Below are 13,997 nucleotides of genomic sequence, written 5' to 3' on the forward strand. Positions count from 1 at the left end.
TTCGCACTTGCGGGAAGTTAGTGTGTTGCTGGCATAAAGCGGCTGGTCTTTGGGGGACTTGCGGGAAGACAGATGCGCGGGCGGAACTGGATAAAGGCGTTGCGTCAGGACGAAGCGCGGCAGGTGCGTGCGCGTATCGCCGAGCTCGAACGAAACCTGACCGCGGCGTCATCGTCCCCAAGCCGTCAGCAACGGCACGAAGCCGGGCACGAACTGCGCAATGCCAAGTTCCGCCTCGAGCGGCTCGAGGAATGCATCTCGGCGATGCCCTAAAACCGACGGGAACCTGTTGCACGAGCGTTGGCTCACTTGCCGACGGTGTCCGTGTTCACAACCGGATTGCTGGCGAGGCTTTGTTCGCCGCGGGGAGCTGTCGTTGGCGGCAGTTCATCGCTATCGCCTCCTGTCTCAAAACGAGGTGATGCCGGTTTGGTTGCGAATTTCGCGTGAGGGAACAAAACGCCATTCCTTTGGTTGATCCCGATCACGGGAGAACCGCTCCATGATCCGTTTGCTTCTGGCAGCCAGCCTTGCCCTTCTCGCATACCGCCTCGCTCGCAAGATGATCGATGAGGTGCCCGACAATTTCGACCCGCTGTTGCTGCCGGCGCCAAGAAGCGACCGCGAGGCTCTGCGCCGTCAATCGGCGGCGATGGGCGTCGATCCGAAACGGCAGTCCCCCAAGCGATAGTCCCCAAGCCGTCGTCCCCTATCGCGCCGCTTCTGTGTTGCGAACAAAGCGGAAACGATGCTTGATGGGCGATGAACCTCGCCGCCCATGATTCGACCTTTGTGGAATCGACCGTCCCGCCCGCCTATCTCGCCCGGCTGAACGACGCCCAGCGCCAGGCCGTCGAGCATGGCGACGGCAAGATCGCGGGGCCCTTGCTGGTCATTGCCGGCGCCGGCTCGGGCAAGACCAACACGCTGGCGCATCGCGTCGCGCACCTGATCGTCAAGGGCGCCGACCCGCGCCGCATCCTGCTGATGACCTTTTCGCGGCGCGCCGCGTCCGAAATGGCGAGACGCGTCGAGCGCATCGCCGGCGAGGTGCTCGGCCGCGACGCGGCAGTGATCACGGATGCATTGACCTGGGCCGGCACCTTTCATGGCATCGGCGCCCGGCTGCTGCGCGACTATGCGCTGGAGATCGGCCTCGATCCGGCCTTCACCATCCATGATCGCGAGGATTCCGCCGACCTGATGAATCTGGTCCGGCATGAACTCGGCCTCTCGAAGACGGAGGCGCGCTTTCCGACCAAGGGCACCTGCCTCGCCATCTATTCGCGAGCCGTCAACGCGCAGGCTCCGCTGGGCGAAGTATTGGGTTCGGCCTTTCCGTGGTGCGCCGGCTGGGCCGAGCAGCTGAAGCAGCTGTTCGCGGGCTATGTCGAGGCCAAGCAAGCGCAGAACGTGCTCGATTACGACGATCTGCTGCTCTATTGGGCGCAGATGGCGGCCGAGCCTGAAATCGCCGCGCATCTGGGCGGGCGTTTCGACCATGTGCTCGTCGATGAATACCAGGACACAAACCGGCTGCAGGCTTCGATCCTGATGGCGCTGAAGCCCGACGGTGCCGGGCTGACGGTGGTCGGCGACGATGCGCAGTCGATCTATTCGTTCCGCGCCGCCGAGGTGCGCAACATTCTCGATTTCCCCAAGCAGTTCGCGCAAGCCGCCGATGTGGTGATGCTGGAGCGCAACTACCGCTCGACCGAGACCATTCTCGCCGCCGCCAACGCGGTGATCGGCGAGGCCTCGGAACGCTTCACCAAGAACCTGTGGTCGGACCGCAAATCCACGGGCAAGCCGAGACTGGTGAACGTGCGCGACGAGGTCGAGCAGGCGAACTTCGTCTGCGACGCCATCCTGGCCGAGCGCGAGGCCGGAACCGCGCTGAAATCCCAGGCGGTGCTGTTTCGCGCCTCGCACCACAGCGGGCCGCTCGAGATCGAGCTGACGCGGCGCAACATTCCCTTCGTCAAGTTCGGCGGCTTGAAGTTCCTCGATGCCGCCCATGTCAAGGATGTGCTGGCGGTGCTGCGCTTCGCCGAAAACCCGCGCGACCGCGTCGCCGGCTTTCGGGTGCTGCAGCTTTTGCCGGGGATTGGCCCTTCGGCCGCCGCGCAGGTCGTCGAGACGATGACATCGGCGCTGGACGAGGCGATGGGCCTGGCCGGATGGCGCCCGCCACAGCGCGCGGCGGACGACTGGCCAAGCTTCGTCTCGCTCTATTCGGGCCTGCGGGCCGGCGCCAAATGGCCCGCCGATCTCGAACAGGTCAGGCTGTGGTACGAGCCGCATCTGGAGCGCATCCACGAGGACGCGATCACGCGCCGCGCCGACCTGTTGCAGCTCGAGCAGATCGGATCGGGTTATGCCTCGCGCGAACGCTTCCTGACCGAGCTGACGCTCGACCCGCCGGACGCGACCAGCGACCAGGCCGGGCCGCCGCATCGCGACGAGGATTATCTGATCCTGTCGACCATCCACTCGGCCAAGGGCCAGGAGTGGAAAAATGTCTTCGTGCTCAATACTGTCGATGGCTGCATCCCGGCCGATCTCGGCGTCGGCACCAAGGAGGACATCGAGGAGGAGCGCCGGCTGCTCTACGTCGCGATGACACGGGCCAAGGACAACCTCAACCTGGTCATGCCGCAGCGCTTCTTTCCTCACGGCCAGGCGGCGCGCGGGGACCGCCATCTCTATGCCTCGCGCACCCGCTTCATCCCGGCCTCGATCCTCGCCGCGTTCGAACAGATGTCGTGGCCAAGCGCGCAGGCCGCGCAGGGCAGGGCGCCCCGGCCGGACGTGCGAGTCGACATCGGCGCACGCATGCGCGGCATGTGGAAATAGCCGAGGCCATGCCGCAGCCGCCGATCAGGATCGCAATCGCCGGCGCGCTCGGCCGCATGGGCCGCCAGATGACGGACGCCGTGCGGGCCGATCCACGGCTGGCGCTCGCCTGGCCGGCGGACGCAAGGTAGAACTCGACGCGGGTGGCGCGGTATGTTCGCGATGGCGTCACCGGCGCGCGTCGCGCTGGCGAAATCGGCTTCGCGGTGGTGCGTGGCGGCAGCATCGTCGGCGAGCACAGCGTCGGCTTCTGCACCGAGGGCGAAACGGTTACCCTGTCGCATGCGGCCGGCGACCGCATCATGTTCGCTCGTGGCGCCATCGCCGCCGCGCTCTGGGTGGCGGGGCGCCAACCCGGCGAATACGACATGCGCGACGTTCTCGGTTTTGGCGCTTCGTGACCAGCAGCCACAACCGATTCCATTTCAACGGCCGCTAAAACGACTGAAAGCCAGCTGAAAGCTTGGGCGTGCCATGAAGTCATTGCGGCGTTCGCCGTGTGACCGGTGCGGGAGCGGCCGGTAAGGAGGAATGCGGCGCAGCCTAAAGGCGCACCGCCCAAGTGGAGGAAGTTTCGTGACCGGTTTCATCTCGAAGTGCGCCCTGCGCACAGCGGCGCTAACCCTTGCCATCGCGGCCACAGGCGCCACGGTGGCTTCGGCTGCCGACAAGATCACCATCATCGTCGGCGGCATGGAAAAGCAGATCTATCTGCCTGCCGTGCTCACCCAGCAGCTCGGCTACTTCAAGGACCAAGGGCTCGATGTCGAACTGCTCAACTCGCGCGCCGGGGTCGAGGCCGAAAATGAACTGCTGGCCGGTGCCGTCCAGGGCGTTGTCGGCTTCTACGATCACACCGTCGACCTGCAATCGAAGGGCAAATACATCCAGTCGATCGTCCAGTTCAGCCAGGCGCCTGGCGAGGTCGAGCTGGTCTCCGCCAAGCACCCGGAGATCAAGTCGCCCGCCGACTTCAAGGGCGCCACGCTCGGCGTCACCGGTCTCGGCTCCTCGACCGATTTCCTGACCCAGTATCTTGCCGTGCGCGGCGGCCTGAAGCCCGGCGACTACACGCTGCTGCCGGTCGGCGCCGGCAACACCTTCATCGCCGCCGTCAAGCAGGACCAGATCCAGGCCGGCATGACCACCGAGCCGACCATCGCCAAACTGCTCAAGACCGGCGAGGCAAGCATCCTGGTCGACATGCGCACGCCCGAAAAGACCAAGGAAGCGCTGGGCGGCGACTATCCGGCAGCGTCTTTTTATGTCCAGTCCTCCTGGCTGGAAGGCCACAAGGACGAGGCGCAGAAGCTCGCCAACGCCTTCGTCAAGACGATGAAATTCATCGCCACGCATTCGGCCGAAGAGATCGTCGACAAGATGCCGAAGGATTATTATGCCGGCAACCGCGACCTCTACGTGCAGGGGCTGGCCGGCGGCAAGGCGATGTTCACGCCGGATGGCCGCATGCCGGCCGATGGCCCGCCGACCGTGCTCAAGGTTCTCTCGACATTCTCGAAGAGCCTGCAAGGCAAGCAGATCGACCTGTCGAAGACCTATACGACGGAATTCGTCGACGCCGCCAAATAGCGGCGCCAGCCTGCCACTCATTGAATAACAAGGGTTTGCGCCGGCTGCTTGAATCAAGACGGCAGCGGCGCAGCCTCCCCGAACATGCAAGATGTCCGTGGCACTGCCGCGGGCTCCCTTGCCCCATTGCGACAGGAGTGCGCCATGCAAGTGCAACCCATGGCGGCCGAGAAGCTGTCTCAGGCCGCGCCACAAGCCGACGCCGCGATCGCCATCGATGATGTGACCTTGCGTTTCGTCACGCCCGACGGGCACATGATGACGGCGATCCGCGATTTCACGATGACCGTGGCGCGCGGCGAGTTCGCCTGCGTCGTCGGGCCGACCGGCTGCGGCAAGTCGACGACGCTCAACCTGGTCACCGGCCTGCTGCGACCGACGACCGGCAATGTCCGCGTCATGGGCAATCCGGTCACCGATATCAGCCGGGACATCGGCTTTGTCTTCCAGGCGGATGCGCTGTTTCCCTGGCGCAGTGTCATCGACAATGTCGCCGCCGGTCCACTCTATCGCGGCACGCCGAAGGCGCAGGCCTACGACCGCGCCCGCGACTGGATCGCCCGCGTCGGCCTCGGCCGCTTCGAAAAACACTATCCGCACCAGCTTTCGGGCGGCATGCGCAAGCGCGTCGCGTTGGCGCAGACCTTCATCAACCAGCCTAAGATCCTTTTGATGGACGAGCCGTTCAGCGCGCTCGACATGCAGACGCGCACCGCCATGCAGGACGAATTGCTGGGTCTGTGGTCGGAGCAGAAATCCTCGGTTGTCTTCGTCACCCACGACCTCGAGGAGGCGGTGGCGCTGGCCGACAAGGTCTATGTGCTCACCGCTGGGCCGGGCACGGTCAAGAGCGTCTACCGCATCGACCTGCCGCGCCCGCGCGTCATGGCCGACATCCGCTACGACCCGAACTTCGTCGAGATCGCCAAGGTGATCTGGAACGATCTGCGCGAGGAAGTGCAGCTCGGCCAGAGCCGGACCTTGCAGACCGGACATTGAGGAGAAACAGCATGACCGCAATCTCTCCGACCGCCAACCGGGCCGCCGTCCGCGATGCTTCCATCGCCGTTGCCGAAGCCCGGGCGAGGGCAAGGCTGCGCCGCCGCCATGCGCTTGTGATCTCCTTGCGCCTGGCGATCCTGGTCGTCTTCCTTGGCCTGTGGGAACTCGGCGCCGACTACAACATCATCGACCCGTTCTTCTTCGCCAGCCCGTCTGGCATCTGGCAGCAGATCTGGTCATGGATCACCGAAGGCACTTCGCAAGGCCCGCTCTGGCTGCAGATCTACGTGACGCTGGAGGAAACCTTCCTCGGCTTTGTCATCGGTGCCCTTGGCGGCATCGCCGCCGGCATCATCCTGGGCCGCAATCGGCTGTTGGCGGATGTCTTTTCGATCTACATCAAGATCGCCAATTCGGTGCCGCGCGTCGTGCTCGGCTCGGTGTTCATTATCGCGCTCGGCCTCGGCATGGCGTCCAAGGTGGCGCTTGCCGTGGTGATGGTGTTCTTCGTTGTTTTCGCTAACGCCTTCCAGGGCGTGCGCGAGGCCGACAGGGCAATGATCGCCAATGCCCAGATCCTTGGCGCCTCGCCGTTCCAGATCACCCGCACCGTCATCATTCCTTCGGCGATGAGCTGGATCCTCGCCAGCCTGCATGTCAGCTTCGGCTTCGCGCTGGTCGGCGCGGTGGTCGGCGAGTTCCTCGGCGCGAAGCAAGGCATGGGCTTGCTGATCTCGACCGCACAGGGCGCCTTCAACGCCAATGGCGTGTTCGCCGCGATGATCATCCTGGCTGTCATGGCGCTGGTGGTGGAGTTCATCATCACCCGCTTCGAGAACTATGTCGTCAAGTGGCGGCCGGCGCCGTTCAACGAGCAGGGAACGTGATCGGTCAGGCCAGGGGCAGCCGCACTTCGACCACCAGGCCGCCGGCAGCACCATCCCCGAGGGTGACGCGGCCGCCGGCGTTCTCGACGACCTCGCGCACGATGGCGAGCCCAAGCCCGCTGCCTTGCTCGCTCGAACCGGCGACGCGATAGAAGCGTTCGAACACATGCTCGCGTTCGTCCGCCGGGATGCCGGGTCCGTTGTCGGCGACGGTCAGCACGGCCTCGCCATCGAGGGCCGCCAGGCTGACCGTGACACGCCCCCCGACCGGGGAGTAACGCAGCGCGTTGTCGACGAGGTTGACGATCATCTCACGCAGCATGGTGCCGTCGCCGGTGACCGGCACGGGACCGGCCTCCTCGAGGCCGAGATCGATGTTGCGGGCGATCGCTGCCGGGGCCTGCGTTTCCAGCACGTGGCGGGCGGCTTCGGCCAGGTCGATGCGGTCGGCGCGCGGCCGCCGGCTGCCTGGCTCGGCGCGTGACAGGGTCAAGAGCTGTTCGGCCAGCCGTGCCAGTTTGCCGGAACTCGCCTGCAGCGCCACCAGCGCCTCATGGCGAGCATCGGCGGCACTTTCGCGAAGCGCATAGCTTGCCTGTGTGGAGAGCAGCGCCAGAGGCGTGCGCAGCTGGTGCGCCGCATTGGCGATGAAGCGGCGTTGCGCCGCCATCTGCGCCCGCACGCGCTCCATATAGGCGTTGAGCGCGTCGATCAGCGGGCGAATCTCGCTTTGCGCACCGGGCACTTCGACGGGATCGAGGTCGCTGCGGTTTGGCGAGCGTACCGCATCGCGAAGACGGATCAACGGCGCCAGGCCGCGACGCAAGCCGAGCAGCACGAACACGCCGGCAATCGCCACCAGCGCCAGTTGCTGGGCAAAGGCGCTGAACCAAAGCCGTTTGACCATGGCGTCATGGCCGGCAAGGGTAACGCCCACGGTGACCGTTATCGGCGAGTCGTTGCCGGCGCCGATCACCGCATGGCCAAGGGTCAGGAGTCGCAATTGATGATCGCGATAGGGGGCCTCGACGCTGGCATGCCGCGGCGCTTCGGGCAGGTCGGGGTATCCGGTCAGCAGCCGCCCGGCGGCTGTCTCGACGCGATAATAGACGCTGTCGCGGTCGCCGGTGTCGAACATCTCGATCGCCGCCGGCGGCACCGTGGCATCGAGCACGCCGTCGACCATGGCGACCTGCTCGGCTATCGCCCGCGCCGAGCCGACCAGCATCCGGTCGGTCACCAGGTCCGCGGTCGCCAGTGCGTTGCGCTGGCTGGTCCACAGGTTGATGGTCGCGAGCCCGGCAAGCGGCAGCACCACCCATGCCAGCAATTGCAGGCGGAGGCTGTTGATCCTCATGGCGCCAGGGTCGTCACGGCGCCAAATCGTCTTGGCGCAAGAGGTAGCCGAGACCACGCAAGGTGGCGATCTGGACCCGCGACCCTTCGAGCTTCTTGCGCACGCGGTGCACGTAGATTTCGATGGCGCTGGGATCGGCGTCGGTCTCGAAATCGTAGATCGCGGCCGACAATGCCGCCTTGCTCACGGTGCGCCCGGCCTTGACCATCAACTGTTCCAGCACTGCGTGTTCGCGCGGTGTCAGCGCCAGCGTTTCGCCCGCGAGCGAAAACAGCCTTGTGTTGGTGTCGAAGACGAGGTCGCCGCAGGTGATCATCGGCGCGGTGCGGTCATTGGCGCGGCGCAACTGCACGCGGATACGTGCCTCGAGTTCCTCGATCTGGAAAGGCTTGGCCAGATAGTCGTCCGCGCCTTCGTTGAGGCCTTTGACGCGGCCGTCGAGGCTGGCATTTGCGGTGAGCACGATCACCGGCACCCGGTTGCCGCGCGCCCGCAGCATGCGCAGCACCTCCATTCCGCCCATGCGCGGCAGCGCGAGGTCGAGGATGATGAGCGCATGGTCGCCGGCCGCCAGCGCATGCTCGACATCCTCGCCGTCATGCACGATGTCGACGACATAATGCGCCTGGCGCAGGGTCTTGCCCAGCCAGTCCGCCAGTTCGTGGTTGTCCTCGACAAGCAGCAATCGCATGTCTGTTACTGTTCCTGCGTCCGTCTTTTCTCGGTCTCGGCGGCTGCCCTGAGCTCGAACGGCCGCCGCATCCGACAATCAGACCTGAAATGAGCGATAGTCTCGATCTCGACGCAAGGCAAATGCGGGCAGGTGGCCGGCGGCGAAAGGTTTTACGCAGGCTCGATCCATCCATTTCCGCATCCACTTCCCCATTGAATCGAACCGAACGGTTCGGTTCTGATTGACGGATTGTATTGCAAACGGTGAACAATAGCTCGCGAACTGGTGTCGCTTTCGTCGAAGGCGAAAACTTAAGCTGCTGAAAAAATTGAAGAAATAAAGTCGCATTGGCTGCGGTGCAATATGCATTGTTCATAATATAACGGAAGACTGTAAAACCGACCCGACTGGCAATCAAAAAAGGCACTCCCTACTTCGGGGTGGTCCGAGCGACGCGAAATTTCTCCCAAGGACACGCCGCTAGACCGGACAGGACTAGCAAACTGGAGTAACCAAAATGACCAAGATCGCTCTTACCGCCGCCGCCATCCTCGTTGCCACGGGCACCGCTTTCGCCGGCAGCGACAATTATGGCTCCAACAATGCCAACCAGCCGGTCGCCACCCAGTCGACTTCCAACGTCGACACGCTCCGCACCGGTTCGATTCTGAAGATCGACAAGACGCAGGCCGACGCCAATGCGAAGGTTCCTGCCCAGTCGGGCCAGGGCATCTGGGGCCGCTAGTAGCTTCAAACCCTGCATGACGACAAAGAGCGGTGGGCTTGGCCCGCCGCTCTTGTTTTTGTGCCCATGGCGCAGGCACTGACGGGCACCGTCTTGGGCCGTCGGTCTTCGCACTCGCCAGAAAAAAGCTTCCATCTCCAGGAATAAAACCCGGCGGCCTCGGGTCTTGTCCATAGAGCCGGATGATTTCAGGTCGAATGATTTGAAATCTGAATTCGCCTCTAAATCAAAGAGATAGAGCATGAGGGCGTCCGAAAGCTGCTTCACATTTTCGGCATCAATGCTCTAGCGGAACCGTCCTCCCAAGACGCCGCCCAACGGATGAAACAGGAGATTGAAATGAACAGGATCGCTCTCGCTACCGCCGCCATTTTCGTTATGGTCGGCGCTGCCTTTGCCGGCAGCGACCACTATAGCTCCGATGGTGCCAACCAGCCGGTTGCCTCGGTCGCCGGCGTCGATCACGCCGTTACCGGCGCGGTCAGGGACACGGATATGGCTGGGCACAAGGCAGCCGACACCAACATGAAACCCACTAAGGAATGGCCCGAACCCGGCCAGGGCATCTGGGGGAACTGATGTCCGTGGGCAGATATGCGGAGGGTTCGCCTCGCCCTTCCTGCCAACATCAGCTTACTGGCTCAGATCCCTCGGCCGCAGGAAATGCGTCAGCCGCGCGGACGTCAGGCCGAACCAGTCGCCGTCGAAGACAAAGCGTGCAAGGGCTGCCGTTGGGAACTTTTCCTCGAGCCGCTTGCGCGCTTTCGCTTCCGATCCTGAACCGGCAAGTTGTTTCGCAAGATCCTCCAGGCCCGGATTGTGGCCGGCCACCAGGAGGCAACCGTCCGACGGGTCGGCCAGGCGAATCTGGCTCAGAATATCCGCCGCCGAAGCATCATAGAGCGCCTCGGCAAACACGGATCGAGGATGCATGGGCAACTCCGCCGCCACCAGCCGCCAGGTATCGCGTGTGCGCAGCGCCGGCGACACCAGCGCCAGATCCGGCAGCCAGGCATGCGCTGCAAGCTCACGCCCGATCAGCGGCGCCGTCTTCAGCCCGCGCTCGGCGAGCGGCCGGTTGAAATCGTCGAGACCAGGGTCGTCTCGGCTCGATTTTGCGTGACGAAGGAGAAGCAACTGTCTCATCGCCACCTCCTCAACTCAAGGCGTAATGCGCGCCAGGTGCTCCAGATCGGCTTCTTCGCGCAGCGGGTCGGGCGCCATCACCACCGACGTGCCGTTGTCGGCATCGTCGGCAAAATGGGCAAGCACGGTGCGGCCGGCCTCCATGCGCGCCTTGCCTTCGGCGACCAGTCCCAGCGCCAGCGCATAGAGCCGGTGCTCGGCTTTCAGCACCCGGGCGGCCAGCGTGTCGGCATTGTCGCCGACCATCACCGGCACGGCCGCCTGCGCGATGATCGGGCCGTCATCCATTTCGGTCGTGACGAAATGCACCGTGCAGCCGTGGATGCGTATGCCGGCGGCAAGTGCGCGCGCATGCGTATCAAGCCCCTTGAAGGCGGGCAGCAGGGCAGGGTGGATGTTGATCATGCGGCCCTGCCATTTCTGCACGAAGCCGGGGGTGAGGATGCGCATATAGCCGGCCAGCGCCACGATATCGGCGTTGAAGGCCGTGAGTGCGGCGTCGATCGCGGCGTCATGCGCCTGCTTGCTGCCATGGTCGGCACGGGAAATGACCCGGGTGGCGATACCGCGTGCTTTGGCGATGCCGAGGCCGGCGGCATCCGCCTTGTCGGAGATGACGCCGACGATCTCCGCCGGGAAGGCCGGATCGCTGGCAGCAGCGATCAGCGCGGTCATGTTCGATCCACGTCCCGAGATCAGGACGACGGTGCGTTTCTTCTGCATATTCATAGGCCGATCGAGCCCCGATAGATGACGCCGGCGTCGCGGCGCGGCACGATGCGGCCGATCGGCGTCACCGTCTCGCCGGCTTCCTGCAGCACGGCGGCGACCTGCGCCGCCTGGCCGGAGGCGACCGCCAGGATCATGCCGATGCCGCAATTGAAGGTGCGCATCATCTCTTCCGGCGCAACGCCGCCGATCTTGGCCAGCCAGGAGAACACCGCGGGCACGTCGATCGCCTCGAGGTCGAGTTCGGCCGAAAAGTCCTTGGGCAGCACGCGCGGAATGTTTTCCGGGAAGCCGCCGCCGGTGATGTGGGCCAGCGCCTTGATGCCATGCGTGTTGCGGATCGCCTTGAGGATCGACTTGACGTAGATGCGGGTCGGTTCGAGCAGCGCCTCGGCCAGCGTCACCTCGTCGTTGAATGGCGCCGGATCGCTCCAGGCGAGGCCGCTGACACCGACGATGCGGCGCACCAGCGAAAACCCGTTCGAATGCAGGCCCGAGGAGGCAAGACCCAACAGCACGTCACCTTCGACGATATCGTCGGTCGGCAGCAACTGGCCGCGTTCGGCCGCGCCCACCGCAAAGCCGGCAAGGTCGTAGTCGTTGCCGTGGTACATGCCGGGCATTTCCGCGGTCTCGCCGCCGATCAGCGCGCACCCGGCCTGGCGGCAGCCCAGGGCGATGCCGCCGACGATCGCCGCACCCTGGTCGGGGTCGAGTTTGCCGGTGGCGAAATAGTCGAGGAAGAACAGCGGCTCGGCACCTTGCACGACGATGTCGTTGACGCACATGGCGACGAGGTCGATGCCGATCGTGTCGTGTTTGCCGGCTTCGATGGCGATCTTGAGCTTGGTTCCAACGCCGTCATTGGCGGCGACCAGCACCGGATCGGTGAAGCCCGCCGCCTTGAGGTCGAACAGGCCGCCGAACCCGCCGATCTCGCCATCGGCGCCCGGCCGGCGCGTCGCGCGCACCAGCGGCTTGATCTTCTCGACCATCAGATTGCCGGCATCGATATCGACACCGGCCTCGGCATAAGTGAGCCCGTTCCTGCGCTTGCCCGTTTTGTCCTGGCCCGTTTCGCGCTTGCTCATCGCAATTTCCCTGTTTGCGGGCTCTTCGCATGAATGGTTTCGGGGGGCAAGGATAACGGCGGCGGAGGCGCGGTTCAAAGTGACAAAATCGTGGACAGCGGACCCCCACCGGCCAGTCCGCGCGGCAAAGGGGATTGGCGGTTCTCCCTTGCACCCCGCTTTCGTCTCCATCATCTATCAGCAAGCAAACTGGCAGGCACGCATTTTGACGATCCCCAACCTGATCACCAGCCTGCGGCTTCTCCTGGTGCCTGCCGTGGTGCTGGCCATGCTGCAGGAGCGCTGGGACTGGGCCTTCGTCGGTTTCGTCGTCGCCGGCGTCTCCGACGGTGTCGACGGCTTCATCGCCCGCCGTTTCAACCAGCCGTCCAGGCTCGGCGTCTATCTCGATCCGATTGCCGACAAGCTGCTTTTGGTTTCGGTGTTCATCGTCATGGGCTTCATCGGACAGTTGCCGCTATGGCTGGTCGTCACCATGGTGGCGCGCGATGCGCTGATCGTTTGCGCGGTTCTGTTGTCTTCCGTCATGGCCCAGCCGGTCGAGATGAAGCCGCTGTTCGTCTCGAAGGCCAACACCGCCATCCAGATCGTCCTGGCGGCGGTCGTGCTGGGCGAGCTGGCTCTTGCCGTGCGACTCGACCCTTTGCGGCCGGCCCTCATATTGCTGTCCGGGGTCTTGACCGTGGCTTCGGCCGCGGCCTATCTCGTGGCTTGGCTGAGGCATATGAGCGGCTATGGCGAAAGCTCCAAACCGGACACCTGACCAAGGATCCATCGAAGCGGCCGCTGAGGCTGCGGCGGCAGGCGAAACTGCGTCTCTGGCGTTCCGCCGGCAGATATTCTTCTGGCTGGCCGGATTGGCGGTGCTTGCGCTGTTCCTCTATGTCTTCAGCGACATACTGCTGCCCTTCGTCGCCGGCATGGTGCTTGCCTATTTTCTCGATCCGGTCGCCGACCGGCTGCAGCGGCTTGGCCTGTCGCGCTTCATGGCGACGGTGGTCATCCTCATCACCTTCCTGATCGTGCTGGTGCTGGCATTCGTCATTCTGATACCGGTGCTGGCGACGCAGATGGCCGACTTCGCCGGCAAACTGCCGGAGTACCTGACCCGGCTGCAGAGCCTGATCACGTCGTTCGACCCGAAATGGCTGGAAGAGAAATTCGGCGTCAACGCCAATGGCTTGCGCGACGGGCTGAATTCGCTGCTGACTTCCGGCTTTGGCCTGATCACCACCGTGTTCACCTCGCTGTGGACTTCCGGCATGGCGCTGGTCTCGGTGGTCAGCCTGTTCGTGGTGACGCCGGTGGTTGCCTTCTACATGCTGCTCGACTGGGACCGCATGGTCGCGGTCATCGACAGCTGGGTGCCGCGCGACAACGTCGCCACGGTGCGCGCCATCGCGCGCGACATCAACACCGCCACCGCCGGCTTCGTGCGTGGCCAGGGCACGCTCTGCCTGGTGCTTGGCGCCATGTACGCCACCGGCCTGACGCTGACCGGCTTGAATTTCGCCATCCTCATCGGCCTCTTCGCCGGGCTGATCTCCTTCATTCCCTATGTCGGTTCACTGACCGGCCTGGTGCTGGCCGTCGGCGTTGCCTTCGTCCAATTCTGGCCGGACTGGACCATGATCGTCGCCGTCGCCGTGGTGTTCTTCATCGGCCAGTTCATCGAAGGCAACATCCTGCAGCCCCGGCTGGTCGGCAAAAGCGTCGGCCTGCATCCGGTATGGCTGATGTTCGCGCTGTTTGCCTTCGGCGCGCTGTTCGGTTTCGTGGGCCTGCTGATCGCCGTGCCGGCTTCGGCGGCCGTCGCCGTGCTGGTGCGCTTTGCCATTGCCCGCTATCTCGAATCGCCGCTCTACAAGGGCCATGCGAAAGAGCCCGTGCCGCCGCTGCCCGCCGATCGTGGCGGCGGCCG

Annotated in this window: 17 protein-coding genes; 12 read left to right on the forward strand and 5 right to left on the reverse strand. The window is 64.5% G+C overall.

Annotated features, from left to right (window positions below):
• The first annotated feature begins 72 nt into the window (after window positions 1-72).
• From X741_RS143150 to X741_RS143125, 8 genes are all read left to right on the forward strand, one after another.
• Window positions 73-273 carry a hypothetical protein gene (locus tag X741_RS143150; RefSeq protein WP_023779697.1) on the forward strand — a complete coding sequence of 67 codons (201 nt, stop codon included), beginning with the start codon at window positions 73-75 and terminating at the stop codon, window positions 271-273.
• 229 nt (window positions 274-502) lie between these two features.
• Entirely contained in the window at window positions 503-691 is a 189-nt protein-coding gene (locus X741_RS143145; protein WP_023779698.1) for a hypothetical protein, read from the forward strand.
• A 71-nt stretch (window positions 692-762) separates the two neighbouring features.
• Window positions 763-2,856 (forward strand): ATP-dependent helicase, encoded by a 2,094-nt coding sequence (locus X741_RS143140; protein ID WP_023779699.1) that lies wholly within the window; start codon window positions 763-765, stop codon window positions 2,854-2,856.
• Between the two features lie 8 nt (window positions 2,857-2,864).
• A complete protein-coding gene (locus X741_RS1000000171555; RefSeq protein ID WP_280940351.1) occupies window positions 2,865-2,987 on the forward strand; it encodes a hypothetical protein in 123 nt (40 codons plus the stop codon).
• Between the two features lie 12 nt (window positions 2,988-2,999).
• Entirely contained in the window at window positions 3,000-3,257 is a 258-nt protein-coding gene (locus tag X741_RS01000000167120) for a dihydrodipicolinate reductase C-terminal domain-containing protein (RefSeq protein ID WP_023779701.1), read from the forward strand.
• A gap of 175 nt (window positions 3,258-3,432) precedes the next feature.
• Window positions 3,433-4,446, forward strand: a complete 1,014-nt coding sequence (locus X741_RS143135; RefSeq protein WP_023779702.1) for an ABC transporter substrate-binding protein — start codon at window positions 3,433-3,435, stop codon at window positions 4,444-4,446.
• A 144-nt stretch (window positions 4,447-4,590) separates the two neighbouring features.
• On the forward strand, window positions 4,591-5,445 hold the full coding sequence (locus X741_RS143130; protein WP_051410503.1) for an ABC transporter ATP-binding protein: 855 nt from the start codon (window positions 4,591-4,593) through the stop codon (window positions 5,443-5,445).
• Window positions 5,446-5,456: 11 nt separating this feature from the next.
• A complete protein-coding gene (locus X741_RS143125) occupies window positions 5,457-6,335 on the forward strand; it encodes an ABC transporter permease (RefSeq protein ID WP_023779703.1) in 879 nt (292 codons plus the stop codon).
• A 4-nt stretch (window positions 6,336-6,339) separates the two neighbouring features.
• On the opposite strand, the gene X741_RS143120 is transcribed toward X741_RS143125, so the two are convergent.
• Together X741_RS143120 and X741_RS143115 are read right to left on the reverse strand one after the other, a co-directional pair.
• Window positions 6,340-7,692: a sensor histidine kinase gene (locus X741_RS143120; protein ID WP_023779704.1), complete on the reverse strand. Its 1,353-nt coding sequence runs from the start codon at window positions 7,690-7,692 to the stop codon at window positions 6,340-6,342.
• A gap of 13 nt (window positions 7,693-7,705) precedes the next feature.
• Window positions 7,706-8,383, reverse strand: a complete 678-nt coding sequence (locus X741_RS143115) for a response regulator (protein ID WP_013896236.1) — start codon at window positions 8,381-8,383, stop codon at window positions 7,706-7,708.
• 499 nt (window positions 8,384-8,882) lie between these two features.
• Between X741_RS143115 and X741_RS143110 the strand changes: the two genes are divergently transcribed.
• Together X741_RS143110 and X741_RS143105 are read left to right on the forward strand one after the other, a co-directional pair.
• Window positions 8,883-9,110 (forward strand): DUF680 domain-containing protein, encoded by a 228-nt coding sequence (locus X741_RS143110; RefSeq protein ID WP_023779706.1) that lies wholly within the window; start codon window positions 8,883-8,885, stop codon window positions 9,108-9,110.
• A 339-nt stretch (window positions 9,111-9,449) separates the two neighbouring features.
• Entirely contained in the window at window positions 9,450-9,689 is a 240-nt protein-coding gene (locus X741_RS143105) for a DUF680 domain-containing protein (RefSeq protein WP_031250384.1), read from the forward strand.
• A 54-nt stretch (window positions 9,690-9,743) separates the two neighbouring features.
• On the opposite strand, the gene X741_RS143100 is transcribed toward X741_RS143105, so the two are convergent.
• The 3 genes from X741_RS143100 to purM are packed head-to-tail and all read right to left on the reverse strand — an operon-like array spanning window position 9,744 to window position 12,076.
• Window positions 9,744-10,256, reverse strand: a complete 513-nt coding sequence (locus X741_RS143100) for a histidine phosphatase family protein (RefSeq protein ID WP_023779708.1) — start codon at window positions 10,254-10,256, stop codon at window positions 9,744-9,746.
• Window positions 10,257-10,271: 15 nt separating this feature from the next.
• Window positions 10,272-10,985 (reverse strand): phosphoribosylglycinamide formyltransferase, encoded by a 714-nt coding sequence (gene purN / locus X741_RS143095; RefSeq protein WP_023779709.1) that lies wholly within the window; start codon window positions 10,983-10,985, stop codon window positions 10,272-10,274.
• Window positions 10,982-12,076: a phosphoribosylformylglycinamidine cyclo-ligase gene (purM, locus tag X741_RS143090; protein ID WP_023779710.1), complete on the reverse strand. Its 1,095-nt coding sequence runs from the start codon at window positions 12,074-12,076 to the stop codon at window positions 10,982-10,984. Before purM ends, purN begins: the two co-directional genes overlap by 4 nt.
• A 205-nt stretch (window positions 12,077-12,281) precedes the next feature.
• On the opposite strand from purM, the gene X741_RS143085 reads away from it, so the two are divergent.
• Both X741_RS143085 and X741_RS143080 read left to right on the forward strand, forming a co-directional pair.
• Window positions 12,282-12,839 (forward strand): CDP-alcohol phosphatidyltransferase family protein, encoded by a 558-nt coding sequence (locus X741_RS143085; RefSeq protein WP_031250385.1) that lies wholly within the window; start codon window positions 12,282-12,284, stop codon window positions 12,837-12,839.
• Window positions 12,811-13,997: AI-2E family transporter (locus tag X741_RS143080; protein WP_023779712.1), on the forward strand; the 1,187-nt coding region annotated here is incomplete at its 3' end. The genes X741_RS143085 and X741_RS143080, both read left to right, overlap by 29 nt.

It is taken from the genome of Mesorhizobium sp. LNHC221B00 (assembly GCF_000502935.1).
GTDB lineage: Bacteria > Pseudomonadota > Alphaproteobacteria > Rhizobiales > Rhizobiaceae > Mesorhizobium > Mesorhizobium opportunistum.

Coding starts and splice junctions, on each gene's coding strand:
- X741_RS143120 (WP_023779704.1), bottom strand. CDS start 7,692: ATGAGGATCAACAGCCTCCGCCTGCAATTGCTGGCATGGGTGGTGCTG.
- X741_RS143115 (WP_013896236.1), bottom strand. CDS start 8,383: ATGCGATTGCTGCTTGTCGAGGACAACCACGAACTGGCGGACTGGCTG.
- X741_RS1000000171555 (WP_280940351.1), top strand. CDS start 2,865: ATGCCGCAGCCGCCGATCAGGATCGCAATCGCCGGCGCGCTCGGCCGC.
- X741_RS143130 (WP_051410503.1), top strand. CDS start 4,591: ATGCAAGTGCAACCCATGGCGGCCGAGAAGCTGTCTCAGGCCGCGCCA.
- X741_RS143145 (WP_023779698.1), top strand. CDS start 503: ATGATCCGTTTGCTTCTGGCAGCCAGCCTTGCCCTTCTCGCATACCGC.
- X741_RS143140 (WP_023779699.1), top strand. CDS start 763: ATGAACCTCGCCGCCCATGATTCGACCTTTGTGGAATCGACCGTCCCG.
- X741_RS143150 (WP_023779697.1), top strand. CDS start 73: ATGCGCGGGCGGAACTGGATAAAGGCGTTGCGTCAGGACGAAGCGCGG.
- purM (WP_023779710.1), bottom strand. CDS start 12,076: ATGAGCAAGCGCGAAACGGGCCAGGACAAAACGGGCAAGCGCAGGAAC.
- X741_RS143105 (WP_031250384.1), top strand. CDS start 9,450: ATGAACAGGATCGCTCTCGCTACCGCCGCCATTTTCGTTATGGTCGGC.
- X741_RS143110 (WP_023779706.1), top strand. CDS start 8,883: ATGACCAAGATCGCTCTTACCGCCGCCGCCATCCTCGTTGCCACGGGC.
- X741_RS143100 (WP_023779708.1), bottom strand. CDS start 10,256: ATGAGACAGTTGCTTCTCCTTCGTCACGCAAAATCGAGCCGAGACGAC.
- purN (WP_023779709.1), bottom strand. CDS start 10,985: ATGAATATGCAGAAGAAACGCACCGTCGTCCTGATCTCGGGACGTGGA.
- X741_RS143125 (WP_023779703.1), top strand. CDS start 5,457: ATGACCGCAATCTCTCCGACCGCCAACCGGGCCGCCGTCCGCGATGCT.